The sequence below is a fragment of the Acinetobacter sp. CY81 genome (genome assembly GCF_059515925.1).
On record NZ_JCAKNC010000017.1, the window covers coordinates 14,958 to 39,334 of the forward strand.

At 37.9% G+C, this 24,377-nt stretch carries 23 protein-coding genes; 9 read left to right on the forward strand and 14 right to left on the reverse strand.

Annotation, left to right across the window (positions count from 1 at the left end; translation table 11 throughout):
- Window positions 1–24 precede the first annotated feature (24 nt).
- Complete coding sequence (locus tag AC5YDM_RS14320) at window positions 25–876, forward strand: alpha/beta fold hydrolase (protein WP_496152750.1); 852 nt, start codon at window positions 25–27, stop codon at window positions 874–876.
- A gap of 59 nt (window positions 877–935) precedes the next feature.
- On the opposite strand, the gene erpA is transcribed toward AC5YDM_RS14320, so the two are convergent.
- The 8 genes from erpA to dnaA form a co-directional block, all read right to left on the reverse strand.
- Window positions 936–1,271 (reverse strand): iron-sulfur cluster insertion protein ErpA, encoded by a 336-nt coding sequence (gene erpA / locus AC5YDM_RS14325; protein WP_496152751.1) that lies wholly within the window; start codon window positions 1,269–1,271, stop codon window positions 936–938.
- A gap of 138 nt (window positions 1,272–1,409) precedes the next feature.
- A complete protein-coding gene (locus AC5YDM_RS14330) occupies window positions 1,410–2,414 on the reverse strand; it encodes a putative solute-binding protein (RefSeq protein WP_496152752.1) in 1,005 nt (334 codons plus the stop codon).
- A 290-nt stretch (window positions 2,415–2,704) separates the two neighbouring features.
- Window positions 2,705–3,712, reverse strand: a complete 1,008-nt coding sequence (locus AC5YDM_RS14335; protein WP_496152753.1) for a putative solute-binding protein — start codon at window positions 3,710–3,712, stop codon at window positions 2,705–2,707.
- 164 nt (window positions 3,713–3,876) lie between these two features.
- Window positions 3,877–4,884, reverse strand: a complete 1,008-nt coding sequence (locus tag AC5YDM_RS14340; RefSeq protein WP_496152754.1) for a putative solute-binding protein — start codon at window positions 4,882–4,884, stop codon at window positions 3,877–3,879.
- Between the two features lie 259 nt (window positions 4,885–5,143).
- On the reverse strand, window positions 5,144–7,612 hold the full coding sequence (gyrB, locus tag AC5YDM_RS14345) for a DNA topoisomerase (ATP-hydrolyzing) subunit B (RefSeq protein ID WP_496152755.1): 2,469 nt from the start codon (window positions 7,610–7,612) through the stop codon (window positions 5,144–5,146).
- 54 nt (window positions 7,613–7,666) lie between these two features.
- A complete protein-coding gene (gene recF / locus AC5YDM_RS14350) occupies window positions 7,667–8,749 on the reverse strand; it encodes a DNA replication/repair protein RecF (RefSeq protein ID WP_496152756.1) in 1,083 nt (360 codons plus the stop codon).
- A 25-nt stretch (window positions 8,750–8,774) separates the two neighbouring features.
- The gene (gene dnaN / locus AC5YDM_RS14355; protein ID WP_496152757.1) at window positions 8,775–9,923 is read right to left on the reverse strand and encodes a DNA polymerase III subunit beta; all 1,149 of its coding nucleotides are present in this window, start codon (window positions 9,921–9,923) and stop codon (window positions 8,775–8,777) included.
- Between the two features lie 104 nt (window positions 9,924–10,027).
- Complete coding sequence (dnaA, locus tag AC5YDM_RS14360) at window positions 10,028–11,419, reverse strand: chromosomal replication initiator protein DnaA (protein ID WP_496152758.1); 1,392 nt, start codon at window positions 11,417–11,419, stop codon at window positions 10,028–10,030.
- A gap of 657 nt (window positions 11,420–12,076) precedes the next feature.
- Between dnaA and rpmH the strand changes: the two genes are divergently transcribed.
- From rpmH to AC5YDM_RS14390, 6 genes are all read left to right on the forward strand, one after another.
- The gene (rpmH, locus tag AC5YDM_RS14365; protein WP_000831329.1) at window positions 12,077–12,211 is read left to right on the forward strand and encodes a 50S ribosomal protein L34; all 135 of its coding nucleotides are present in this window, start codon (window positions 12,077–12,079) and stop codon (window positions 12,209–12,211) included.
- 31 nt (window positions 12,212–12,242) lie between these two features.
- Complete coding sequence (gene rnpA / locus AC5YDM_RS14370) at window positions 12,243–12,635, forward strand: ribonuclease P protein component (protein ID WP_496152759.1); 393 nt, start codon at window positions 12,243–12,245, stop codon at window positions 12,633–12,635.
- A 9-nt stretch (window positions 12,636–12,644) separates the two neighbouring features.
- Window positions 12,645–12,965, forward strand: a complete 321-nt coding sequence (gene yidD / locus AC5YDM_RS14375) for a membrane protein insertion efficiency factor YidD (RefSeq protein ID WP_496152760.1) — start codon at window positions 12,645–12,647, stop codon at window positions 12,963–12,965.
- Between the two features lie 5 nt (window positions 12,966–12,970).
- Entirely contained in the window at window positions 12,971–14,728 is a 1,758-nt protein-coding gene (yidC, locus tag AC5YDM_RS14380) for a membrane protein insertase YidC (protein WP_496152761.1), read from the forward strand.
- Between the two features lie 88 nt (window positions 14,729–14,816).
- Window positions 14,817–16,175 carry a tRNA uridine-5-carboxymethylaminomethyl(34) synthesis GTPase MnmE gene (mnmE, locus tag AC5YDM_RS14385; protein WP_496152784.1) on the forward strand — a complete coding sequence of 453 codons (1,359 nt, stop codon included), beginning with the start codon at window positions 14,817–14,819 and terminating at the stop codon, window positions 16,173–16,175.
- A 148-nt stretch (window positions 16,176–16,323) separates the two neighbouring features.
- The gene (locus tag AC5YDM_RS14390; RefSeq protein WP_496152762.1) at window positions 16,324–16,686 is read left to right on the forward strand and encodes a NirD/YgiW/YdeI family stress tolerance protein; all 363 of its coding nucleotides are present in this window, start codon (window positions 16,324–16,326) and stop codon (window positions 16,684–16,686) included.
- Window positions 16,687–16,767: 81 nt separating this feature from the next.
- On the opposite strand, the gene AC5YDM_RS14395 is transcribed toward AC5YDM_RS14390, so the two are convergent.
- Window positions 16,768–17,967: an MFS transporter gene (locus AC5YDM_RS14395; RefSeq protein ID WP_496152763.1), complete on the reverse strand. Its 1,200-nt coding sequence runs from the start codon at window positions 17,965–17,967 to the stop codon at window positions 16,768–16,770.
- Window positions 17,968–18,286: 319 nt separating this feature from the next.
- Here AC5YDM_RS14395 and AC5YDM_RS14400 point away from each other — a divergent pair, with 319 nt between their 5' ends.
- Window positions 18,287–18,982 carry a DsbC family protein gene (locus AC5YDM_RS14400; protein ID WP_496152764.1) on the forward strand — a complete coding sequence of 232 codons (696 nt, stop codon included), beginning with the start codon at window positions 18,287–18,289 and terminating at the stop codon, window positions 18,980–18,982.
- Window positions 18,983–19,141: 159 nt separating this feature from the next.
- On the opposite strand, the gene AC5YDM_RS14405 is transcribed toward AC5YDM_RS14400, so the two are convergent.
- Window positions 19,142–19,393, reverse strand: a complete 252-nt coding sequence (locus AC5YDM_RS14405; RefSeq protein ID WP_496152765.1) for a GlsB/YeaQ/YmgE family stress response membrane protein — start codon at window positions 19,391–19,393, stop codon at window positions 19,142–19,144.
- A gap of 210 nt (window positions 19,394–19,603) precedes the next feature.
- Window positions 19,604–20,131, reverse strand: a complete 528-nt coding sequence (gene hpt / locus AC5YDM_RS14410; protein WP_496152766.1) for a hypoxanthine phosphoribosyltransferase — start codon at window positions 20,129–20,131, stop codon at window positions 19,604–19,606.
- Between the two features lie 486 nt (window positions 20,132–20,617).
- On the opposite strand from hpt, the gene AC5YDM_RS14415 reads away from it, so the two are divergent.
- Window positions 20,618–21,091 (forward strand): hypothetical protein, encoded by a 474-nt coding sequence (locus AC5YDM_RS14415; RefSeq protein ID WP_496152767.1) that lies wholly within the window; start codon window positions 20,618–20,620, stop codon window positions 21,089–21,091.
- Window positions 21,092–21,170: 79 nt separating this feature from the next.
- Here AC5YDM_RS14415 and AC5YDM_RS14420 read toward each other — a convergent pair whose 3' ends face one another.
- The 3 genes from AC5YDM_RS14420 to guaD form a co-directional block, all read right to left on the reverse strand.
- On the reverse strand, window positions 21,171–22,331 hold the full coding sequence (locus tag AC5YDM_RS14420) for a glutathionylspermidine synthase family protein (RefSeq protein ID WP_496152768.1): 1,161 nt from the start codon (window positions 22,329–22,331) through the stop codon (window positions 21,171–21,173).
- Window positions 22,332–22,334: 3 nt separating this feature from the next.
- Window positions 22,335–22,700 carry a hypothetical protein gene (locus AC5YDM_RS14425; RefSeq protein WP_496152769.1) on the reverse strand — a complete coding sequence of 122 codons (366 nt, stop codon included), beginning with the start codon at window positions 22,698–22,700 and terminating at the stop codon, window positions 22,335–22,337.
- Between the two features lie 295 nt (window positions 22,701–22,995).
- Window positions 22,996–24,309, reverse strand: coding sequence for a guanine deaminase (guaD, locus tag AC5YDM_RS14430; RefSeq protein WP_496152770.1), 1,314 nt, complete (start codon window positions 24,307–24,309; stop codon window positions 22,996–22,998).
- Between the last annotated feature and the right edge of the window lie 68 nt (window positions 24,310–24,377).

The following is a 24,377-nucleotide window of genomic DNA, read 5'->3' on the forward strand; positions in this document are numbered from 1 at the left end:
ATGGATATTGAGTAATTATATAAAATGACCAAAACAACAAAAACAGAAAGAATCACTGAGTTTCAACGCGACAATTTAAGTTTTGATGTCATTGATACAGGACCTTTAGAGGGTCATCCGATTGTGTTGCTACATGGTTTTCCTGAAACTGCGAATATTTGGAAACAAAGCAGTGAAATTTTAAATCAGCAAGGCTTTCGAACTTATGCAGTCAATCAACGTGGCTATAGTTTAAAAGCACAACCTGTAGGCCGCAAAGCATATGCAACACAACATTTGGTTGCTGATATTAATCAGCTTTTAGATTTGATCGATCAACCTGTATCATTGATCGGACATGATTGGGGAGCTGTTGTGGCTTGGGAAGTCGCACTGCAGTATCCAGAAAAAATAAAACATCTAACTGCAATTTCTGTCCCTCATAAAGCGGCATTTATGCGCTCATTCTATAGCAGTACGCAACTGATCAAATCTTACTATATTGGTTTGTTTCAATTACCTTGGGTCCCTGAATTTTTATTTTATAAAATACCAAAACTTGGCGAAGCGTTACTGAAAGATTCAGGTATGACACCTCAACAATTAGAAGACTTTAAAAAAGAAATGCTGCTTGAGAAACGTCTAGCACCTTCGTTAAATTGGTATCGTGGATTGCCATTTAGTAGTAATCGAAATCTCTTAAAAAAAGTAAAAGTACCGACTTTATTTATTTGGGGTAAACATGATTCAGCGATTGTAGAAAAAAGCGTGGAATTGAATCATCAATATATTGATGCACCTTATAAAGAAATTCAAATGGATGCAACACATTGGATTCCTGTTCAGAATGCTGAACAACTGACCCATCATATTTTGCAATCGATACAACCTTCATAAACTTTCAGCTATAAAAAAAGCCCGCATCATGCGGGCTTTTTCAATATTCGAAGCTTAAATTAGATAGAGAAAGAAGAACCACAACCACAAGTTGTCGTTGCATTCGGGTTCTGCACAACAAAACGAGAACCTTCCAAACCTTCTAAATAATCAACTTTAGAACCAACTAGATATTGATAGCTCAATGAGTCAACCAACATCTTTACATCACCGTTAACAAATTCAGCATCATCTTCGTTTTGGCTTTCAGCAAAGTTAAAGCCGTAAGAGAAACCTGAACAACCGCCACCAGTAACATAAACACGTAACATAAGATCCTGATTCCCTTCGCTGTCACGAAGTTGGCGAACTTTATTCGCTGCATTGTCAGTCAGCTCAAGTGCTTGGGCAGTCATGATGTTTTCCTCAAATTAGATTGGCTTCAAAATAAAAAGACCATATAGAAAGTATAACATACTCAATATATGGTCATAACTCGAACTTTAAAGTTTATTCTGAGTATTTTTATCAGGATTGATTTTTAAAGCTCAAACTTATTTGTAATTTTCTTCTTGCATACTACATTCGAAGTTTGTAGGTGCGCTCTTACAACGGAACTGCCAAAGCAACTTCATCATTTGCTTGTTATAAACACCTTGTTTGGTTAATGCAATACGTGATTCACGCATCAGCTTTTGATAACCTGGCTGATCTCCTGCAGGCACATTCATCCAATATTTTGCTGGAATATCCGCTTTCATTTTACCCAAAATTTGATTGGCACGAGGTAATTGCGTTTTGATCCAATCACGAGATTTTTGACCGTAACCTGCTGGGAATTTGTCAGCACGAATAATTACATTACCAGTCACTTGTAGAATTGGATAATTCACAATGGCACCTTTGGTGCCTAAGCCTTTATGTAGCTCAAGCGGTCTAAATACAGCTGCTGGTGCACCAATAATATCAACCTGACCATTGTTAAATTTACTACCAAAATTGGTAACATCAGAGTTAACTGCTTGTGCGCCAATTTGCTGAACCATAATTTTTTGTGCTTGGTCATAATCGAGTACTGCAATTTTTTTACCTGCCGCCTTAGCAACAGTGTTAATACTACGATCACGTACCATTAAATATGCATCACCAACGGGTACAACACCTGCAACTTCGTAATTACCCTTTTTCATATGCTTTGCAAATGTTGGACTCGCTAAACCTTGCATGACTTGAACAGCCAACTTCAAATTTGGGATCGCACCAATCGCATCCAAAGAACCTGTGAAGTTATTAAATTGGCGGCCACGCATACCTGTAATACTGACTGCATCACATTTACCAGCTTTGAAATCTTCGGCAATCACGGCTTCATTTTGTCCAACTTTCAACTCAATATCTGCACCCCATTGTTTTGCAGCAAGTTGATAATCTTTCATCAATGCGAATACATCACCATTTTTACCAACCAAGTCAAACACACACATCACTTGTTTTGCTTGTGCTGTAGAAACAACAGTCATCAAACCTGCTGTCATTAATAATGTTTTTGTTAAATTCATTTTATTGTTCCTTGTTCATTCATTTTTCTTGGTTTTTTCAATATGTCACTATATTGATCAGCTCGAGTTAAATCCATTGAGTCTTTTAAAGTATGGGCAGGTTGCATAAGACATGACTTTCTTAAAAATTTGAATGAATATTTTTAAGATTATTATTGGCTGATCCATCAAGCACACTTTATTTTTAATTAAGAATACGTTCTTTTTATAAATCTACAATGGCAGATGTGACATCAAAATATAAAAAAAAATCTTAGAAAAATTCTAAGATTTTTTTAATGAAATCAAAGTTATTCACCGCCAAGTGAACACTCAAAATTGGATTTTTCGACAGAACAACGTGCCTTCTTCAACACAGACATCATTGATGGATCATAGATACCTTGCTTGGTTAGATCCATACGACCTTCACGTAGCAATTTTTGATATTTCAATTTATCTTCAGCCGTCAAATTCATTTTGTATTTTGCAGGAATACTCGCTTCTAAACGATTAATCATGCTGAAACTCTTCGGTAAATTCTTCACGAAAAAGTCACGAGATTTTTGACCGAAACCTGCTGGAAACTTATCTGGACGGATAACTAAATCTGCTGTGATTTGCAATACTGGGAAATTGAACATTGCACCTGTTGAACCTAAACCTTTTTGAATTTCTAAAGGTTTGTATGCATAAGCTGGTGCACCTACCATATCAACCTGACCATTGTTGAATTTAGCAACAAAGTTAGAAATATCAGACGGCACAGCCTGAGCACCTACGCGTTGTACCATAATTTTTTGTGCTGCATCGTAGCTTAATACTGCAAACTTTTTACCTGCAGCTTTTTCAATTGAATCAATCTTTTTATCACGCACGAAAATAAAAGCAGAACCTAATGGCGCAACACCTGCAACTTCGTATTTTTTACCACCTAAGTTAGTTACCATTTTGGCAGCATTACGTTTATCTAATGCAAAAGTAATCGCACGTTTTGCAATTTCATTACTTGGCGCGCCACCCAGAGAGTCGATTGAGCCTACAAATTTGTTGTACTGACGTGCCCGCATCGCAGTCATGAATACAGCATCACATTTTCCAGCTTTAAAATCATTATCTGCAACAGCTTCATCTTGACGAGGTACAAGATTAATATCTCCACCCCATGCTTTTGCAGCCAAAGCCCACTCTTGAGCCATTTGGTATGATTCACCTGATTTTCCAAGTAAATCAAATACACACACATCAACTTTTGCTTGTGATGCAGTGGTAAAGCCAACGGTTGATGCTGCCATCACTGCTAGTGTAATTTTTTTCATCCTTAGATCCTTATTTTTCTATTATGGATTGATTTCACTTCCATTTTTGTATTTTAATCACATTTATTGTTAAAAAATAGAGTTATTACTCTATTTTTTTGTTTCTCATATTCATAATTTCAATATTTATAAACTTTATCTTATTAATCATAAATTTATAATTATTACTCTCCACCTAGAGAACACTCAAAATTGGTTCTTTCAACGGTACATCGTGCACGTTTTAATACACGCATCATGACAGGATCATAAATTCCACGCTGCGTCAGTTCTATGCGACCATCTCTTAATAATTTTTGGTATCGAAGCTTATCTTCCGCAGTGACATTTAATTTATAACGTGCAGGAATTTCAGCTTCTAAACGACGAATCGTATTCATTGCTTTAGGTAATTGTCGAAGTGACCATGCACGAGAGTTTTGTCCGAATCCCTCAGGAAATTTATTTTGTCGAATAATTAGATTTCCTGTGACATTAATCAATGGAAACGTGAACATTGCACCACTCTTACCTAACCCTTTATAAATTTCTAAAGGCTTAAATGCATAAGCAGGCGCTGCAATCGAATCTACCTCTCCTCGGTTAAATTTGCCGACAAAAGTTGATATATCGGAAGGCACACCTATTGCTCCTACACGCTCAATTGCTATTTTTTGTGCGATATCATAGTGTAAATAGGCAAACTTTTTACCAATGCCTTTTTCAATCGTATCCATCGAACGATCACGTACAAAAATGTAAGCAATACCTAAAGGTGCAATGGCAGCAACTTCATATTTTTCACCCTTCATGGTGCTGACAAGACGCTTTGCATTTCTTTGATCGAGTGCATATGAAATTGCGCGACGTGCAATATCATTGGAAGGAACTCCACCGAGTGCATCAATTGAACCTGCAAATTTATTATATTCACGCGAACGCATGGTGGTCATTGCAACAGCATCACATTTACCATTTTTAAAATCGCGATCTGCTTGTTCTTCTTTTTGATAGGCAACAAGTTTGACATCTGCGCCCCAATTTTTGGAAGCAAGCGCCCATTCTTCCATTAATTTGTAAGACTCTCCTGCTCGACCTAATAAATCAAAGATACATACTGTTTGATCTGCTTTTGCTGAATTCGAGACTAAGAGTGTCGTTAGCGCTGCGAATAATATTTTTTTGGCATTCATTGCGAGATAATCCATCAAATTTATTTTTATTTATGCAGTAAAATTCACACGAGAATATTTCCACACACATTATTAAGTTAATATTAAATATATTTTAAGTGTATTAAATAAATAAACTTATTTATTGCTATTCTTTAGAGTAGATTAATTTTTAATTTAAATTTTGTCTATTTTTTTGTGACGATTCACACGTTCTCTGTCTAATTTCTTGTATGCATAAAAAAAGCATCCCGCAGGATGCTTTTTTTATCTTTAAAACCTATGCATCAATATCTGCATTCAAAGCATTTTCTTCAATAAATGCACGACGAGGTTCTACGTCATCACCCATTAAACATGCAAACATGCGATCAGCTTCAATCGCATCTTGAATGGTCACTTGAAGCATATTACGGTTTTCAGGATCCATGGTTGTTTCCCAAAGCTGATCCGCATTCATCTCACCCAAACCTTTATAGCGTTGGATCATCATGCCACGACGTGAATCTGCCAAAATGTGCGACCATGCATCATGGAAAGTCACAACATTAATTTTCTTGTCACCTTTTTGAAGGTAAGCACCCTCTTCAAGTAAAGTGAACCAGCTTTTTGAGTTCTGCAATAAACGCTTATATTCATTCGATGCCAACAAGCCATTATCAAGTAAATAATGATGTGGTAAGTTATGAACATACACTGTTACACGTGGCCAGAAATGAGTTACTCTCGAACCATCAGCATGCTCTTTTTCAAAGCCTTCAATGCTAATTTCTGGACGTAAACTTGGTTGCGTTTTTTCAATCGCTAAACGTAGTTTCTCAGACCATTCTGCTACATAAGCTTCATCATGATTTTGATCAAGTTTAAATGCATCTAAGCCTAATAAACCATCAAGTAAACTTGCAGGATAACGTACAGTTAAACGCTGTAAACTCTTTTGTGAAGTTTGATAATCCGCAATGACTTTTGCTAAAGCTTCACCACGAATGGCTGGTGCTTCTGCACTCACATGCAATTCAAGCTCATCAATTGCATTTGAAATTAAGTAAGTCTCAAGCGCATCATTATCTTTGATGTACTGTTCTTGCTTACCTTTTTTCAACTTATACAATGGTGGTTGTGCAATATAGATATAACCACGTTCTACCAGTTCAGGCATTTGACGGAAGAAGAAAGTCAACAGTAACGTACGAATGTGTGAACCATCGACGTCGGCATCGGTCATGATAATGATTTTGTGATAACGCAATTTATCTGGATTATATTCTTCACGCCCAATACCACAGCCAAGTGCCGTAATCAGCGTTCCCACTTCTTGAGAGGAAATCATCTTGTCGAAACGCGCACGTTCCACGTTGAGGATTTTACCTTTCAACGGAAGAATGGCTTGCATCTTACGGTTACGACCTTGCTTCGCAGAACCACCCGCAGAGTCACCCTCGACTAAATACAGTTCAGACAATGCTGGATCTTTCTCTTGGCAATCTGCCAACTTACCTGGAAGACCTGCGATATCTAAAGCACTTTTACGACGTGTCATTTCACGCGCTTTACGCGCTGCATCACGTGCACGAGCAGCATCAATGATTTTTCCTGCAATCGCTTTTGCTGCTTGCGGATTCTCAAGTAAATATTCTGAAAAAGATTTATTCATTGCCTGCTCAACTGCAGACTTCACTTCGCTTGAAACCAATTTTTCCTTAGTTTGCGAAGAGAATTTTGGATCTGGCACTTTGACAGAAACAATCGCTGTTAAGCCTTCACGAGCATCATCACCTGAAACAACAACTTTCTCTTTTTTGAGTATGTTTTCGCTGTCCATATAGTTGTTTAAACCACGGGTCAATGCTGCACGGAAACCTGCTAAGTGTGTACCACCATCTTTTTGAGGGATGTTGTTTGTGAAGCAACGTACGTTTTCTTGGTAGGTATCATTCCATTGCAACGCAACTTCAACACCAATGCCGTTATCTGACTGTACAGTAAAATGGAAAATTTCATTCAAGTGAGTTTTACCCACATTGATGTATTTTACAAACTCAGACAATCCACCTTCATAGTCAAAAACGTGCTCAGCAGCAATACGTTCATCACGTAGGACAATACGTACACCTGCGTTGAGGAATGACAACTCACGTAAACGACGTGCCAAGATATCGACATTAAAAATAGTCTGAGAGAAGGTCAATTCACTTGGATAGAAACGAACAGTCGTACCAGTCGTCGCGGTTTCACCAACCACTTTCAACGGATAAACTGGATCACCATGTTTATATTCTTGTTGGTGAATTTGGCCAGCACGATGAATGGTCAATTCTAATTTTTTAGACAATGCGTTTACAACAGAAACGCCTACGCCATGCAGACCACCTGATACTTTATAGCTGTTGTCATCAAACTTACCACCGGCATGAAGAATCGTTAAAATGACTTCGGCAGCAGACACGCCTTCTTCTGGGTGAATATCAGTAGGGATACCACGACCATTGTCAGATACGCTAACAGATTCATCTTCATGGATCGTTACACATATTTCGTCACAGTGACCAGCAAGTGCTTCATCAATTGCATTATCTACAACCTCAAACACCATATGATGTAGACCTGAACCATCATCAGTATCACCAATATACATACCTGGGCGTTTGCGAACCGCATCTAAGCCACGTAATACTTTGATACTAGAGGAGTCATAAGTATTTTCATTGGTTTGTTCTGTTTGAGAAGCAGTTTGATCTTCTGAACTCATGGTTTCTCCCTAGCGAAAAAGGTTTATCCAAATATGGGTAAAAAACTTAAAATATCATTGCACAACGACTTGAACTTGCCCGTTATCAACATTGAATAATTGGTAGGAAATAGACAAATCATGTAAATGCTTTTTTACTGATTCATGGTCTAGTGTGGTAATAAAAACTTGACTACCAAGTTGGCTCAATCGCTCAATTAAACGTTGCTGTGCGGTTAAATCTAATTCTGCTGTCACATCATCTAATAATACCACAGTTTCCTTATTACAAGAATGAAGCATTGCAATCTGTGATAGTTTTAGCGCCATAATCAGGAGCTTTTTTTGCCCACGTGATAACACCACATCAGCATCCCCTGTTGGCGTTTTCAAACGTAAATCTGCACGATGTGGACCATACTCGGTGTAACGTCTATCAACATCTTTTTGATGATGATGAATCAGATCATGTGCCAAGCCATTGTCAGTATGAAAGCCCGCGACATAGTCTAATTCTATAGGGATATTAGGAAGTAGTTGTGTTAAAGCCTCATACAAAAATACTTTCCACTGCTCAACGATTTCAACGCGTTGCGAATGTAGAATCTCACCATATTCGCTCAGCATTTTGTTCCACGGCTCTAAATCATTGAGACTTATATTTCGCTTGGTCTTTAATAAACTATTTCGTTGCTTTAAAGCACGAGAATAATATTGCCATGCATGATAAAAATCTGGTTCCACGTGAAACATCAACCAATCCAAAAGTTGACGTCTTGGTTTCGCACCATGATCAATAATATCTGTGCTTAATGGATCAATCAGTTGTAAAGGAAGAATCTTAGCCAATTGCCCTTGTGTCGCCACTGAATCCCCATTTACTTTAATTAACTGCTCACCAGAAAGCATTTTCTGCATTCCAATTTTTTCAGTAGAGGATTGGGCAAAAACTACAGCATCATTGCAATGATTTTGAATATAGTTTTTGGGAATATGGGTTCGAAAAGAGCGACCTGTAGCCAGTAAATGAATCGCTTCTAATATCGAAGTTTTACCTGAACCATTTTGTCCATAAAAAACATTAAACGGTTGCAACTCATGGAGTGCAACCGTTTTTAAATTTCGAACTCGCTGTATATTTAAACGCTGTATATGCATAGCGAATGAATAGTCTGTCTACAGCCTAGACACGCATCGGCATCACAACATAAGTCTGATCTTTATGTGATGGATCTTGTACCAATACCGATTGGTTGGCTTCAGTCATCGTCATCAATACATCATCACCATCCAATACACTTAATACGTCTAAAATGTATTGAGCATTGAATGACATTTCCATTGAAGAATTATTGTATTGAATCGCAATATCTTCAACAGCTTCATCTTGTTCAGGGTTATTGGCACGTAACTGCAAAGAGTCTTCGTTGAAATTTAAAAATACACCACGTAGTTTTTCATTACTTAAAATCGCAACACGCTGTAAAGATTGTTTAAATACATCGTGAGCAATCGTTACCGTTTTATCACCACCACGCGGAATCACACGACGATAATCAGGGAACTTCCCATCAATCAATTTTGTGGTAATTCGAACAGTAATTGCAGCTTGTTCTTTATCACGGCTTTCTGTTTGAAGAGTGACATTTAACAGTTCACGTCCAATCAACAAACTCAGTTGCTTATCTTCAATACTTAAAAGACGCTGTAACTCACCCACAGCTTTACGTGGAACAATCGCTTGAACCAATTGTGTCGCATTTGATTGAGCTAAGGTTTCACAGAGCGCTAAACGGTGACCATCTGTAGTCACTGAACGCAATTGATTTTGATCAATCTCTAACAAAGTTCCCGTTAAATAAAAACGAACATCTTGCACTGCCATAGCGAATGATGTTTTTTCAAAAAGACGTTTCAACTCACGTTCAGTCACCTGAACTTGCGTACCTTGTGTATTTTCGTTGGTCAATAATGGGTAATCTTCAGCAGGTAAAGTCCCCAATACGAATCGGCTATTGCCTGACTTTAAGATACAACGTTGATCTTCAGTAATTTGTAAATCAATCAATGCCGCTGTTGGTAAAGACTTACAAATGTCCATCAACTTACGTGCAGGAACAGTTGTATCACCTGCCTCTAAACATGCACCTTCAGCCAAGGTGGTACTCGCAACCAATTCAACTTCTAAATCTGAACCTGTAATGGTCAATGCTTGTTGAGTCACTTGAACTTTGACGTTTGAAAGAATGTTTAACGTATGGCGACGCTCTACAGCACCCACAACGTGAGATAAAACATTAAGTAAGCTTTCTTTCGCGATTTTCAAACGCACAGTGGAATTCCTCTAAAACAGAATATTTGGTATAAAAAATATTTTTTAGTCATGTACTATGCGGCAGATCATGCCGCATTGCAAGAATAGAATTTAATCAAAAATTAACTTTGAAGCAGGCGCAATAAATTCTTGTAATCCTCATTAAAAATCGGATCTTCAGCTCTTAAACTCTGTACTTTTTCGCAAGCATGCATCACGGTACTATGGTCACGTCCACCAAATGCCATCCCAATTTCAGGGAAGCTATCTCCAGTCAACTCACGGGCTAAACCCATCGCTAACTGACGCGGACGTGCAAAAATTCGTGTACGTTTCGGTCCCACTAATTCCTTCAATGGAATCCTAAAATATTCACTGACAACTCGCTGAATATTTTCTGTACTGATGGTTCGTGCGCGAATTGCCAAAACATCTTTGAGTGATTCTCTAACCACTTCTAAATCAATTTGTGTACCTTTAAAACGCGAGATTGCAACAACCTTGTTCAGTGCGCCTTCCAATTCACGGACATTGGCAACAACCTGTTGTGCAATAAACAAAGCACAATTACGAGGTAAATCAATATTATTGCTTTCCGCTTTTTTAAGTAAAATCTCAATACGAGTTTCAATATCTGGTGGCTCAACGCCAACAGATAAACCCCAAGAGAATCTTGATACCAAACGTGGATCAAGCTCTGTTAACTCTTTTGGATAACGATCCGAAGTTAAAATAATTTGCTTTGATTCATCTAATAAAGCGTTAAACGTATAGAAAAACTCAACCAAACTCGCTTCTTTTCCTGCCAACAAATGGATGTCATCTACCAGCAATAGATCCAAAGAACGACAATTCTTTTTAAACTCTTCAACTTTACCTTTCTGCAATGAGCTCACAAAGTCTTGTACAAAACTTTCTGCAGTCATATACATAACGCGTGCACTCGGTTTTGCTTGTAATAAGGCATTCCCAACTGCTTGCATTAAATGTGTTTTACCTAAACCCGTTGGTCCATACAAAAATAACGGATTATGTTGTGATTCACCCAACTGAGTTAAAACTTTACGGCAAGTCTCTGCTGCCATTTGGTTTGAGCGACCTTCAACAAAAAGTGCAAAATTAAACAAAGGATTCAATAAGCGTTTTTTGGAATGTTTGATATTCGCAGGATCAATTTCTTTTTCTTTTTTTACTTTCATTGGCGCATTAACGACAGGCATCGACTCTAATGCTGAAGTTGTCGTTGCGGGTTGCTCACTCGCAGATAAAATTGCACCTGGACGTGAGTCGACTAAAATTTCAACTTTTCTCACTCGGCCTTCAGAGAGCTGTTCTGCCAAGATTGTAATTAACTCAAGATGATGTTCTTGAATATAACGCGTCCAATAGGGATTAGGAGCATAGAGTTTTAGTATACCGTCAACTTCTTCGGCGACCAAAGGACGAATCCACATCGCAAAGACATTATCAGAGAGCTCTTGTCGCAAGCGAGTTAAGCAGTCCGTCCATAGCATGTGAAATCCCCTATTCCATTTTAAATTTAAAAAGCACCCTGATACATCAGGGGTTGCCATCATAACCAAGTTATCCACATCTGTCATGATAATTTAATGTGAAACCCAATAATTTAATGCTAAATGCGATTAAATTTAAATTCAAACTGAGCTGTGGATAAGGTTTTACACATCCTGTGGATAAAAATAACCGCTAAGTTATCCCCAAAGTATATTGTTTATAAAAACAAGGTTGTCAACAGTTTAAGTTATCGTTTTTAAAAGCAAAAATAGCGATTTCCACAGAAAATAAAGCCCCTAATAATAATAAATTTAAATTTATAAATTTGAATTTATATAATAACGAAGCACCTTTTTGTGGATATCCATACTAAATGAATTTAAATTCAAATTTATTTAAACATCCTTTGATAAAAGGATAACCTTGTGAATATCTATGTGGGTATAGCTGTTGTTAAGTTTTTAAAATTAAATTTTTCAAATACTTATCTTGTGTGTATTTCTTAATATTTAATTTTCTTCTTTTATTTTAATAAACCAAAAATTATAAGTATGAATTAACTAATTTATGTAACATTCTCTTCAATTGATTGACAGCACAAACAATGCACAATACAATCGCGAACCTTTATAGAACACCAATTTTGGAGTTTCAAAATGAAACGTACTTTTCAACCTTCTGAATTAAAGCGTAAACGTGTTCATGGTTTTCGCGCTCGCATGGCTACTAAAGCTGGTCGTCAAGTTTTAGCTCGTCGCCGTGCTAAAGGTCGTCATAGCTTAACTGTATAATTCAGTTAACTTGATCGACGAATTGGGTGTTATGACATCTTATAGTTTTAGCCCAGAGGTTCGTATCCGCTGTGCTGCTGACTATAAATGTGTATTTGATGGTGCGCTTTTTAAAGTGCATCAACCCCATTTCTTATTTTTAGCAACTTGTACTAAACAGCCTAAAAGCCGTTTAGGAATTGTTGTTGCTAAGAAAAAAGTGCGCAGAGCACATGAACGAAATCGAATAAAACGTATTGCTCGAGAAAGCTTCCGCTTACATCAGCACGATCTAGATTTATTGGATATTGTGGTTATGCCTAAATCAGGTATAGATACAATTGCCAATGTTGAATTGCATAAGCAATTAGAATTCGCTTGGCAAAAACTTCAACGACTAGTCAAAAAACATCAAAAAATAGCTGTTCCTTCCCCTCAAAATTAGAGATGGCCAATGGTTCGTTTATTGCATTGGTTGATTCGTTTCTATCAAATTGCGATTAGTCCGCTCCTTGGACCACGTTGTCGTTATATCCCAACTTGTTCTCAATACTCGTTAGAAGCAATTCATACGCATGGCTCTATTCGAGGTGTGTGGTTCGCTACCAAGCGTGTCTGTCGCTGTCACCCATGGGGTGGAAGTGGTTATGATCCTGTCCCGAAGAAACCAATTCGTTTTATTTCATTTCAGCAAATAGATTCTAAAATGACTCATGTTCATGTACCCTTGCGTGAGCGTTTTTTGAACCAAAATCACTCTAACCATTTGGGGTAATCGATATGCAACAGTGGGCCAGGTTTGCAATTCTCGGGGCCATGTTTGTCACCGCATATTTGCTTATTTTAGCTTGGCAAAAAGATTACGGTCATGCTGAAACTGCTGTACAGTCTAAACCGGCTGCAGTTGTTGCTCATGATGTATCTGCAGACTTGCCAAATAGTCAAGCAACAGCGGTCGCATCGTCTGATATTCCGCAAGCAAATATTGCTGCTGAACAACAAAATACAGTTGCACCTACTGCTTCTGTAAACCAACAACTGATTTCAGTACAAACTGATCTTTATCACCTTTGGATTAGTCCAAAAGGTGGAGATATCGTACGTATTGAGCTTCTGAATCATGATAAAAGTAAAAACAGCGATGAATCTTTTGTCATGCTTGAAAATGATGCTAAACGGACTTACGTTGCTCAATCAGGTTTGATTGGTTTAAATGGACCAGACAGCAGTCGTAGCGGTCGTCCTACATACGAATTTGAAAAAACCACGTATACGCTTGCTGATGCAAAAGCTTTAACTGAAAAAGATGGTAAAGCAGAAAAAGTACTTTCAGTACCGATGGTATTGAAAACAGCAGATGGCGTAGAAATTATTAAGACCTTCACTTTCAAACAAGGTGAATACCCAGTTAATGTAAGCTACCAAGTTGTGAACCGTAGTGCACAAAACTGGCAAGGTCAGATGTTTGGTCAGCTTAAGCGTGATAACTCTGAAGATCCAGGTAAGACTGATCAAGGGATCTTTACGCTAGGCACATTCTTAGGTGGTGCTTGGGGCACACCTGAAGAACAATACAACAAACTTAAATTTGATAACTTCACTGAAGAAAAATTGAATGTTGAAGCTCAAGGCGGCTGGGTTGCTGTTGTTCAACATTATTTCGTAAGTGCATGGGTTCCAGGTCATTTTGGTACGCAGCCTTATTCAGCGAAATTGGAGTCACGTAACTCTGCAGATGGTATGAATATCATTGGCTTTACGTCTCCAACGATCAATGTACCTGCTGGCAAAACCATGACAGTAGATGCAACGTTCTATTCAGGTCCGAAAATTCAATCTGAATTGAAAGATTTGGCTGCTGGTTTGAACCAAACTGTAGATTATGGGTGGTTATGGCCAATTGCTAAATTATTGTTCTTAGGTTTGCAATTCTTCCACGGTATCGTGGGCAACTGGGGTTGGTCAATTATTCTATTGACGATCTTAGTGAAATTGATTCTTTGGCCATTGTCATCTAAGAGCTATCGCTCAATGGCGAAAATGCGTGTGATTGCACCTGAAATGCAACGCATGAAAGAAGAGTTTGGTGAAGACCGTATGCGTTTCTCTCAAGAAATGATGGCGCTTTACAAACGTGAGCAAGTGAACCCATTGTCTGGTTGTTTACCGCTTCTTCTTCAAATGCCAATTTTCTTAGCATTGTACTGGGTGCTTATGGAGTCTGTAGAACTTCGTCATGCCCCATGGTTAGCTTGGATTCAAGATTTATCTGCAATGGATCCATGGTTCATCCTTCCATTATTGATGGGTGTAACGATGTATGTTCAACAGATGTTGAACCCACAACCTGCTGATCCAATGCAAGCGAAAGTGTTCAAGTTTATGCCGATCATTTTCACTGTATTTATGTTGTTCTTCCCTGCGGGCTTGGTGTTGTACTGGATTGTCAACAACAGTATTACCATCTTGCAACAAGGCATGATCAACAAATCAGTTGAAAAACAAAGTGCTGAAAAAAAAGCGAATGAAGTAAGCTAAGCCTTACTGAATAGCTGAATCAATCCGCTTAAGATGATATTCTTAAGCGGATTTTTTATTGCCAAATTTTGAGAAGATTTACATGACGATGCCCCAACACCTCACCACTATTGCTGCGATTGCAACTCCGCCTGGTCGCGGTGGCGTCGGGGTGATTCGTCTGTCTGGACCCAAAGCGTATGCGATTGCTGAGGCACTGACTCAAAAGAGTTTGCCTCAATCTCGTTTTGCTGGCTTTCGTCATTTTTATGATGAGCAGGATGAAATCATGGATGAAGGACTGGTTATTTGCTTTCCAAATCCGCATTCATTTACAGGTGAGGATGTTGTTGAGTTGCAAGGACATGGTGGTCCCGTCATTCAAAATGCATTGTTAGCACGCTTACTTGAATTAGGTGCGACTGCAGCGAAAGCAGGTGAATTTTCAATGCGTGCTTTTGAAAATGGCAAAATGGATTTGGTGCAAGCTGAAGCGATTGCGGATCTGATCGATGCGAGCTCGCAAGCTGCTGCACGCTCAGCAGTGCGTTCACTCCAAGGTGCTTTTTCAGGCAAAGTGAATACAGTTTTAGAAAAATTAATTCATTTACGCTTACATGTTGAAGCGGCGATTGATTTTCCAGAAGAAGAAATTGATTTCTTAGCTGATGGTAAAATTCTTTCATTATTGGAAGATGTTCAAAGTTCGGTGTCTCAAGTGCAACAATCTGCACGCCAAGGTCAATTGCTTCGTGAAGGCTTGCAAGTCGTAATTGCTGGTAAACCGAATGCGGGTAAATCAAGTTTGTTGAATGCATTGGCTGGTGTTGAACGTGCTATCGTAACGGACATTGCTGGAACGACACGTGATGTGCTGCATGAAAAGATCACGCTGAATGGTTTGCCAATTACATTGACTGATACAGCGGGTCTACGTGAAACCGGTGATGTAGTCGAAAAAGAAGGGATTCGCCGCGCCATCAAAGAAATTGAAAATGCGGATTTATTACTGTTGGTGTATGACTTAAGCCAAGGTGAAGATCCACTTGCCTTAGCGCATAATTATTTCGCAGAACATATTGAACCAAAGCGTTTGATGCTGATTGGTAATAAATGTGATGTGACCAACCAAACTTCAGAATTGTCCGATTTGAATGGTTTTAGACATATCACGGTCTCAGCTAAACAAGAAACGGGTGTTCAAGCGCTCATAGAGACGATTACAGCGCATGCTGGCTTCCAACCTGAAGAAGATACCTTTATTGCGAGAACACGTCATTTAGACGCAATGAAGCGTACACAGGTTTATCTTGCTGAAGCACATGAACAATTGACGGTTTATAATGCAGGTGAATTGGTTGCTGAATCTTTACGCCTTGCTCAAAATGCTTTGGGTGAAATCACAGGTGACTTTAGTGCGGATGATTTACTTGGAAAAATCTTTGGATCATTTTGTATTGGTAAATAAAGCTGAATCCGTAATGTAATTTTTGCAACGAAAAAGCTGACTCATGTCAGCTTTTTTAGGCTTCACGTTATGCTTTGTTAAGCTGAATGTACTTGTTGGAAAATTATGCTTAAGGTGTTATCAAAATTTAATTTCGAGAGAATGAAAAATGAAAAAAACACCAATCATTGTCACAGCTATTTTGATGGCTTTAACTGCGAATGTCTGGGCAGGAAGTTCAGATCAAAAAGTGATTGATCAAGCTGCTAAAAATAGCGTGACTGTGGCACAAGCAACGACTTTGGCAGATGAGACAGCTGTTAATCTAACAGGGACTATTATTCGTCATATTCAAGAAGATCATTTTGAATTGAAAGATGCAACGGGCTCTATCCATGTGGAAGTGGATGACAAACTTGCTTCAATCAGCCAGCTTAAAGCGGGTACCAAAGTTAAAGTATATGGTGAAGTGGATACACATCGTGAAAAAGCTACAGATATCGAAGTATATAAAATTGAGATTTTAAAATAGTCTTTTTTAAAATAATCGCTACGTTCTTCAACGTCTGAAATTAACAACTGAATAATGTCTATGAAGGATCAGTGTTTAGCTTTAGCTCATCACTGATCCTTCTTTCATGCGAACTACGATACTTTTATGTCGAAGAAATAAAACCAAAAACAATAAGCCAATACTGATGCAAAAAATAATTACTGCTGGGGTTAGTCCAAAATGATCTGCCAAATAGCCCACAGCAAGAATAGGCAGAATCGTGCCGAGATATGCGACAAATAAGTAGGTCGACATTACAGCAGCGCGGTTTTCAAGAGTGGTCATGTGGTGAATCAGTCCAAAAGCTCCTAAAAGTGTGAGTCCATGTCCAATACCAAATAAAATATCGCTGACAAAGAACAAAAAACTCAGTTTGAACCACATACATAAAACAAGTGTGAATAAGCTGATGATGCTGACAACAATCCCATAATTTAAGCTTTTTACTGGTCGAAGAGACCGTGCAAAAAATTGAACAAAAGCGGAAATAAATAAAATCGTGGTGATGGCAACACCACTCACTAAAGGTCCGTGCCAAGGTAAAATATCTTTTACGAATGAGGGGGATAATGATGCAAATAAACTAAATGCTGCAAAAACACAAAATGCAGTAATACTCATGATCCAAAACTGTGGACGGTATTCGTTATTTGGTTGTAATAGTTTAGGCGCAAAGCTAAAAGGTTGAACTTCAAAAGGCTGTGCTTTAAGAAAAAATAGACCGAAGAAACTGAGAATCGAACCAATCACAATGGGAATATAAGGGCTGACTAAAGGCATTGATGAAAACTGTGCGATACTTCCACCAACGAGCGGTCCTAATCCGAAACCAATCGCCGTGATGATCGAACTTAACTGTGGTGCAATATGTTTATGTGAGTCTGGGACATTTTGAATCAACCCTAACAATGCTGAGGTGGTCATTAAGCCAGATGCTATACCAATAATAAAACGTCCGATGGACAGCCAAAATGCATTTTGAGCATAAATTGAAAATATGAGTCCAATAATGATGAACACCAATCCAATTTGCATGGTTTTGACATAGCCAATAGTGTTACTGGTACGACCTAAAAATAAGAGTGTGGTCAAGCAACCAAACATGTACGACACAAAAATGAGCGTAATATCGCTCGGCATCAAATTCCATAGATGCTGATAAATGGGATAGAGCGGGCTGGCTAAAGCCGTACCAATTGTCCCAATACATAAAGCGAAGCTCACCAGTATAAAGGGTCGCCATGTTTGTTGATCTGTCATGAGTAGGTCGCAAGATGTGAGTTGTTATAAACTACTAATTTTTAATACTATATTAAAATAAAGTCTATCGAAATTAATCTAAGTTCGATTGTCTAAGATTGTTTTTAAGTCACTGTATTTATCTTTTTTAGCATAAATCATTCATCACTGAATTACTGTATTTTCTTTACATAACAAAAAAGATATGTGAAAACGTTTCACGTGAAACAATTGTTAATCAAGCCTTATGTAAAATTTTGGGATTAAATTATAAATTTTCAGCCCCTTTTAAGCATTCAGCAGTAAAATCTTATTCGATTTCACATGAGTTTAGCATGCAATGAAAAAGGCTTTGTTCATCATCACTACCCTGCTTTCAACATGGACAAGTGCCAATGTTGAAACGGTCAAAACAAATTTAGCTCAGAATTATCCCAATATAAAAATTGAAAATATTCAAAAGACAGAAATGAATGGTCTTTATAGTGGGCAATATGATAAGCAAGTGGTTTATTTGAATGAAGATGCCCAACATCTGTTTATTGGTTCAATGATTCGTTTAAAAGATCAAAAAAATCTGACCAAAGAATTGGTGCTTACTCAAAACTCAGTCGACTTTCAAAAGCTCCCGCTTCAAGATGCCATAAAAACGGTAAGGGGGAATGGTAAGCGTCAGCTTGCCATCTTTTCTGACCCAAATTGCCCATATTGTAAGACGCTTGAAAGTCATTTGAGTCAGCTGACAGATGTGACGATTTATACTTTTATTTATCCGATTAAACCTCAATCGGTGACACCGTCAAAACAAGTTTGGTGTTCAACTAATCGAGCATCGGCATGGCAAAACTTGATTCAAAAATCAATTAAGCCGACTTCTTCTACGCAATGTGATCATCCTATTGAACGTAACTTAGCATTGGGTAAACGATTAGGGCTACAAGGGACTCCAGTGATTATTTTTTCAAATGGTTTTAAAGTTACAGGTGCTTATCCAGCAAAAGACATTGAAAAAATTTGGAAAGAGCTGGGTTTATAAAATTTTGAAATGTGATCTATTGAATAAAAAGGTCGGAGAAATTTTTGGGTAGATAAAAATAGAAATTTGAGCACTCTTTGCATACTTTTTCATAAAAATAAAGCACCCTATTTGAGGTGCTTTATTTTTATCTCGCTTGTGTAATCTAAATTTTACAATCTAGGTTTTCTTCACCACTAAGTTATAAATAAACAAAACAATGATTGCACCGACGACAGAGGCGATAAAACCTGCGGATGACCCTTCTGGATATAATCCAAGTAAGCGACCACCATAAGTTGCAAGCAGTGCACCGACGATCCCTAGTAGTGTGGTCACGATAAAACCTGCTTTATCTTCACCTGGATGGATAGCGCGAGCAATAAGACCTGCAATAAAACCGATAACAATGGTAACAATGAGAGACCACATAAACATTCTCCTTGATTATTCTTCAAATTTTAATGTGTAAAGGAAATGGAGTTGGTAACTTCATCATCGTTTTTTTCATGAGGAGTGCATAGGGACAGATTGATAATTAATGTTGTTTTTTTGTTCAGTACTTTATTTGGCTCATTTTATGAAAAATAAAAAAAGCGACCGAAGTCGCTTAGATATATTGGTTTAGATGTGTAGATTGGATTACAGACCAATTTCACCAATGAATGGAATATGACGATATTTTTGATCGTAATCGAGTCCATAACCCACGATGAATTTATCTTCTACTTCAAAACCGAGGAATTTCACATCAAGTTCAATTTCACGGCGTGAAGGTTTGCTCACCAAAGTACACAGTTGAATAGAGTTTGGTTCACGTGTTTCTAAAATTTCTAATACTTTGCTCAAGGTATTCCCTGAGTCAATAATATCTTCAATCACAAGCACGTCTTTACCGCGAATTTCACCGTCTAAATCTTTTAAAATTTTTACATCACGAGATGATGTAGTACCACCGCCGTAGCTTGATACTGTCATGAAATCAAGCTCGTGAGGTTTGCTAATCGCACGACATAAATCTGCCATGAAAATAACAGAACCGCGAAGTAAGCCAATCAGAACCAATTCTTTGTCACTGGTTTCATAATGTGCATTAATCTGTGTACCGAGTTCTAAGACTTTTGCTTGAATTTCTTCAGCAGAAATCATTACTTTCATTTCAACGGTCATGGGTAGATACCTAAAACGACAATTCAAAAATTAAAAAAGGCGTTGACTTGCAACACCTGTAATATGCACTAATTTTAAAACATATCGAATTCAGATGCATTACTTTTACTCATAGAATATGTAAGTTTTGCTGATCTAGTGTGCATCGCGCTTTAAAATAAAGGCACATAAAACAAATAAACCTCCGATCAATAGATACTTTTTCTTTGATGGTTTTTTATTTTTTTGATCATTTTGAGTGGAATTATTCATAAGGCTAGCTCTGTATTCTCTGTATTGAGTTGGATATTTCCTGTTTTTTTGGGAAATTTAGGCGAACATGAAAAGCACTGTGATGATTATCTTTAACATAAAAGTCGCGTGGATTCTGTGGTTTTATTTCGAGATAAGGAAAATTAAACAGATGAATTTGTCTTGAAAATGACTTTAATTTTTAAACGTGAATGCGTAAAGTATGTGCAAACTTAAAATGAGATAACAACATTTATGTATTTTTGGAATACCAAAGCATTAGCACATGAGCTCTCAGCCAATACTCTTGAAAAAAAGCATTATAAAAATTATTACTTAATGACTGCCTTGTTGGTTACTGTTGTTTATTACTATGGCATGTACTCTCCTTATTATGATGTACGCGTGATTGGCTTCGAAGGCATTGTGACTTTGATGATTATGGGTATCGGTATTCATAGTGCTTACAAAGCCAATGGTGGTGATGATGGTGAACACTTTGTAAGTCGTATTACAGCTTTGTCATTTCCTATTTTGGTACAGACCACTGTTGCAGGAGTGATATTTGGCTTAATTTTATTGGCTGCATATTACGGTTTAAACGTAGATCAAACCAAATTTGACCAATGGTATGAGTGGTTGATTTCTGCATTTACGATTTTTTTACAAATTTTATTCTTCACACGTTTAATTTCTTATATGAAACGTGTAAAAGAACATACGATTTAATGTTTAAACCTGATAAAAAAGCGACTGATTGAGTCGCTTTTTTATTTATGAGTATGTGAAAATAATTAGGACTTAGTCTTTATTCAACAAAATAATGTGCTGCAAAATGTGCATCATTTCCAATCACGTCATATACATCTTCACGGATGGATAAACCTGAACATTCATCTCCGACCATCCATAAGCCGAGTGTAGGTAACATGCCTTCATGTAAAGGCGTTGGTGCCCATTTTTGCATGATGTAGCCATACTTATCATAGTCTTTGAAATGGAAGCTTCCTGAAGCCTCTCCGCAATCCACATTGTTCTGAATAATGTGAATATTCGCCCCTTCCCTTGCTAAAGTTGGCTTACGAACCCATTTGCCATTGAATCGGTCATTTGGATTAAAAGCATGGCTTTCAAGCAATAAGGGATGATGTGGAAATTGCTTCCAAAGCTCTACTAAAATGGCTTTATTGGACAGTAACATTTTCCAGCATGGTTCAATCCACTGCGTATCAGCTTTGATAAATGTAGAGAAGTTCTCTTCCCAAATCCATTCCCACGGATACAATTTGAACAGGTGATGAATTGCTTGATCGTTTAAATCGACAAACTGAGTTTGATCCCAGCCCAAATTTTCCATAGACAGTTCGCTGACATTCAAACCTGCTTGGAAAGCTGTATCCATCAAGTATTCTAAATTGCCCCAATCTTCACGGCCTGCTTCTTGGCAAGCGGCAAAATGAACTAAGGTTTTCGGTGCAAAAAGCTGTTTCCAACGTTCAATCAGATCTTCATGGATACTATTGAATTGATCCCGATGTGGAACATTTTGAACTTCTTCAATCCAATGCCACTGAGCAACAGAAGCTTCGAGCAAGCCCGTAGGTGTGTCTGCATTGTATTCCAGCATTTTGATATTTTGACCATCGTAGGCAAAGTCAAAACGTCCATAAAGCATAGGTGCTTTGGCTTTCCATGAGTGTTCAATCGATGCAATTGCGGTTTGTGGAATTTGAAAATAATCAGGATAATCACCCGATTGAATGATTCGACCAGCAACCTGTAGACACATCTGATGCAACTCATTGGCAGCATCTTCAAGTTTTTCGATTTGCTTTAAGTGGAATTCATAGGACACGCCTTCGGACCAATAGATTGATCCATCTGTCGAAGGGAGATTGTAATAATCAAAACCAATATCAAGATGACGTTGCTGCCAGTTGTCTCTTTCTGGGTAAATGATTCGTTTCAACGATTATCCCCCAAAAGAGCTTCCGCCACGACCAAAGCCACCGCGTATAGGTGTAGATTTGGCTTGAGTATGTACATGATTTGAAATTTTAGAAGAGATCGAACGATTCCCATAAGCCGTGATCACACGACCTGCACGTTTAACTTTACGGTTATTTTTATAATATTGTGGACCAATGTATCGAGAAACATAACCACCGCCACCAGAGCTTGAAGATTGATACTCTTCTTCAGGTTCACACAGTTGATAATCCCAATCTTGATAACAGTCGTACTGATTGCTATAGACATCTTGCTGTAAAGTTTTTGAACCGCTACACGCTGTAAGTAAAAGTGGAACAACAACTAAGGATATTTTTTTTGTCCGCATTAATAAAAACCTTTTCGGTTTGGTTTTATAAAAAATAAAAATGAAATTTTTAGGTGGGCTAATGATATTTAGTCAGTTGAATAAAGTACAGACCTGAGAATGACTTTATTTTAAAGATCTATACGTCGATTGAAGTGATGATTTCTAAAAGACATGACCTATTGATGGTCTAAAAATAAGATCGTTGATGAAGGTCTAATATTCATTTGGGATATAAAAATAGCGCCGAAGCGCTATTTTTACTGACTTTAGTTTTTAATGATTAAAGCATCTTAAGATTTATGGATGCTTTGGATTATTGCTCAAAGGCTTTTTGACCATAGACATAAGTGGCTTGAACATTTCGATCATCACCCATGGTAAAGAGCGCAAATAAAGCATCTTCAATATTTTTAGCACGCTGCTGACGCAGGGTTTGTAAGGCAGTTGCATTGAGGTTCAGTACAACAAAATCAGCTTCTTTACCGAGATTAAAGTTACCTAGCTTATCGTCTAGATTTAAGGCTTTTGCGCCACCTAAGGTTGCATGGTAAAGCGATTCAAATGCAGAAAGCTTATCACCTTGAAGCTGTTGAACTTTATAGGCTTCATTCAGAGTCTGTAACTGGCTAAATGATGTCCCTGCACCAATATCTGTACCTAAACCCACTTTGACGTTCTTTTCCCAGGTTTTTTTCAAAGGAAATAAGCCACTGCCTAAGAACAAGTTTGAGGTTGGACAAAATGCGATTGCTGAATCCGTGTCGTGCATACAATCCCATTCAGCTTCTTCTAAATGGACACAGTGTGCAAATACAGACTGTGACCCTGTTAAACCATAGTGATGATAAACGTCCAAATACCCTTTTTGTTCAGGAAAGAGGTCTTTTACCCAAGCAATTTCGTTTTTGTTTTCACTTAAATGAGTATGTACATAGACATCAGGATATTCAGCTTTCAGTTGCCCTGCCTTTTCTAATTGCTCAGGTGTAGACGTAGGGGCAAAGCGAGGTGTGATGGCATAGAGGTTACGACCTTTAGCATGCCACTTTTCAATCAATGCTTTTGATTCAGTATAGGCTGTTTCAGCAGTATCACAGAGATCCTCAGGTGCATGACGATCCATCATCACTTTACCTGCGATTAAACGCATTTGATGACGTTCTGCTGCTTCGAATAAAGCATCGACAGATTGGGGATGTACGGTACAAAATACCAAAGCCGTTGTTGTACCATTTTTCAGTAATTCATTGACAAAAAAGTGCGCAATTTCATCTGCGTATTTTTTATCTTTAAACTGCATTTCTGTAGGAAATGTATAGGTATTCAACCACTCTAAGAGTTGTTCACCATAAGCACCCACCATTTCTGTTTGTGGAAAATGGATGTGAGTATCGATGAATCCAGGCACGATCAATTGATCTGGATAATGTGCAAACTCCATTTCATTAGTAATGCGAGCTTGACCCTCTTGCCATGTTCCAAACCATGTTACTTTTCCTTGTTCAGTAATCAGTAAACCATCTTCTACATATCGCACTTGGTCGTGAATTTCACGCGCTTGGGCAACCGTATTCTGAATATCGAGGAAGCGACCGCGTATCGCCGTCGTTGCAATTACAGAAGACATTAAGTTTGATCCTACATTTTATTTTTTCGATTGATTGTACCCCAAACCCAATGCTTTGACTCGGTGAA

What these genes read in the sequence shown, in the direction of transcription:
- AC5YDM_RS14340 (WP_496152754.1), bottom strand. Translation starts at nt 4,884, where the DNA reads ATGAATGCCAAAAAAATATTATTCGCAGCGCTAACGACACTCTTAGTC.
- AC5YDM_RS14395 (WP_496152763.1), bottom strand. Translation starts at nt 17,967, where the DNA reads ATGACAGATCAACAAACATGGCGACCCTTTATACTGGTGAGCTTCGCT.
- rpmH (WP_000831329.1), top strand. Translation starts at nt 12,077, where the DNA reads ATGAAACGTACTTTTCAACCTTCTGAATTAAAGCGTAAACGTGTTCAT.
- mnmE (WP_496152784.1), top strand. Translation starts at nt 14,817, where the DNA reads ATGCCCCAACACCTCACCACTATTGCTGCGATTGCAACTCCGCCTGGT.
- guaD (WP_496152770.1), bottom strand. Translation starts at nt 24,309, where the DNA reads ATGTCTTCTGTAATTGCAACGACGGCGATACGCGGTCGCTTCCTCGAT.
- rnpA (WP_496152759.1), top strand. Translation starts at nt 12,243, where the DNA reads ATGACATCTTATAGTTTTAGCCCAGAGGTTCGTATCCGCTGTGCTGCT.
- AC5YDM_RS14405 (WP_496152765.1), bottom strand. Translation starts at nt 19,393, where the DNA reads ATGTGGTCTCTCATTGTTACCATTGTTATCGGTTTTATTGCAGGTCTT.
- gyrB (WP_496152755.1), bottom strand. Translation starts at nt 7,612, where the DNA reads ATGAGTTCAGAAGATCAAACTGCTTCTCAAACAGAACAAACCAATGAA.
- AC5YDM_RS14335 (WP_496152753.1), bottom strand. Translation starts at nt 3,712, where the DNA reads ATGAAAAAAATTACACTAGCAGTGATGGCAGCATCAACCGTTGGCTTT.
- yidC (WP_496152761.1), top strand. Translation starts at nt 12,971, where the DNA reads ATGCAACAGTGGGCCAGGTTTGCAATTCTCGGGGCCATGTTTGTCACC.
- dnaA (WP_496152758.1), bottom strand. Translation starts at nt 11,419, where the DNA reads ATGCTATGGACGGACTGCTTAACTCGCTTGCGACAAGAGCTCTCTGAT.
- erpA (WP_496152751.1), bottom strand. Translation starts at nt 1,271, where the DNA reads ATGACTGCCCAAGCACTTGAGCTGACTGACAATGCAGCGAATAAAGTT.
- hpt (WP_496152766.1), bottom strand. Translation starts at nt 20,131, where the DNA reads ATGACCGTTGAAATGAAAGTAATGATTTCTGCTGAAGAAATTCAAGCA.
- AC5YDM_RS14390 (WP_496152762.1), top strand. Translation starts at nt 16,324, where the DNA reads ATGAAAAAAACACCAATCATTGTCACAGCTATTTTGATGGCTTTAACT.
- AC5YDM_RS14415 (WP_496152767.1), top strand. Translation starts at nt 20,618, where the DNA reads ATGTATTTTTGGAATACCAAAGCATTAGCACATGAGCTCTCAGCCAAT.
- yidD (WP_496152760.1), top strand. Translation starts at nt 12,645, where the DNA reads ATGGTTCGTTTATTGCATTGGTTGATTCGTTTCTATCAAATTGCGATT.
- AC5YDM_RS14320 (WP_496152750.1), top strand. Translation starts at nt 25, where the DNA reads ATGACCAAAACAACAAAAACAGAAAGAATCACTGAGTTTCAACGCGAC.
- AC5YDM_RS14425 (WP_496152769.1), bottom strand. Translation starts at nt 22,700, where the DNA reads ATGCGGACAAAAAAAATATCCTTAGTTGTTGTTCCACTTTTACTTACA.
- AC5YDM_RS14400 (WP_496152764.1), top strand. Translation starts at nt 18,287, where the DNA reads ATGAAAAAGGCTTTGTTCATCATCACTACCCTGCTTTCAACATGGACA.
- AC5YDM_RS14330 (WP_496152752.1), bottom strand. Translation starts at nt 2,414, where the DNA reads ATGAATTTAACAAAAACATTATTAATGACAGCAGGTTTGATGACTGTT.
- recF (WP_496152756.1), bottom strand. Translation starts at nt 8,749, where the DNA reads ATGCATATACAGCGTTTAAATATACAGCGAGTTCGAAATTTAAAAACG.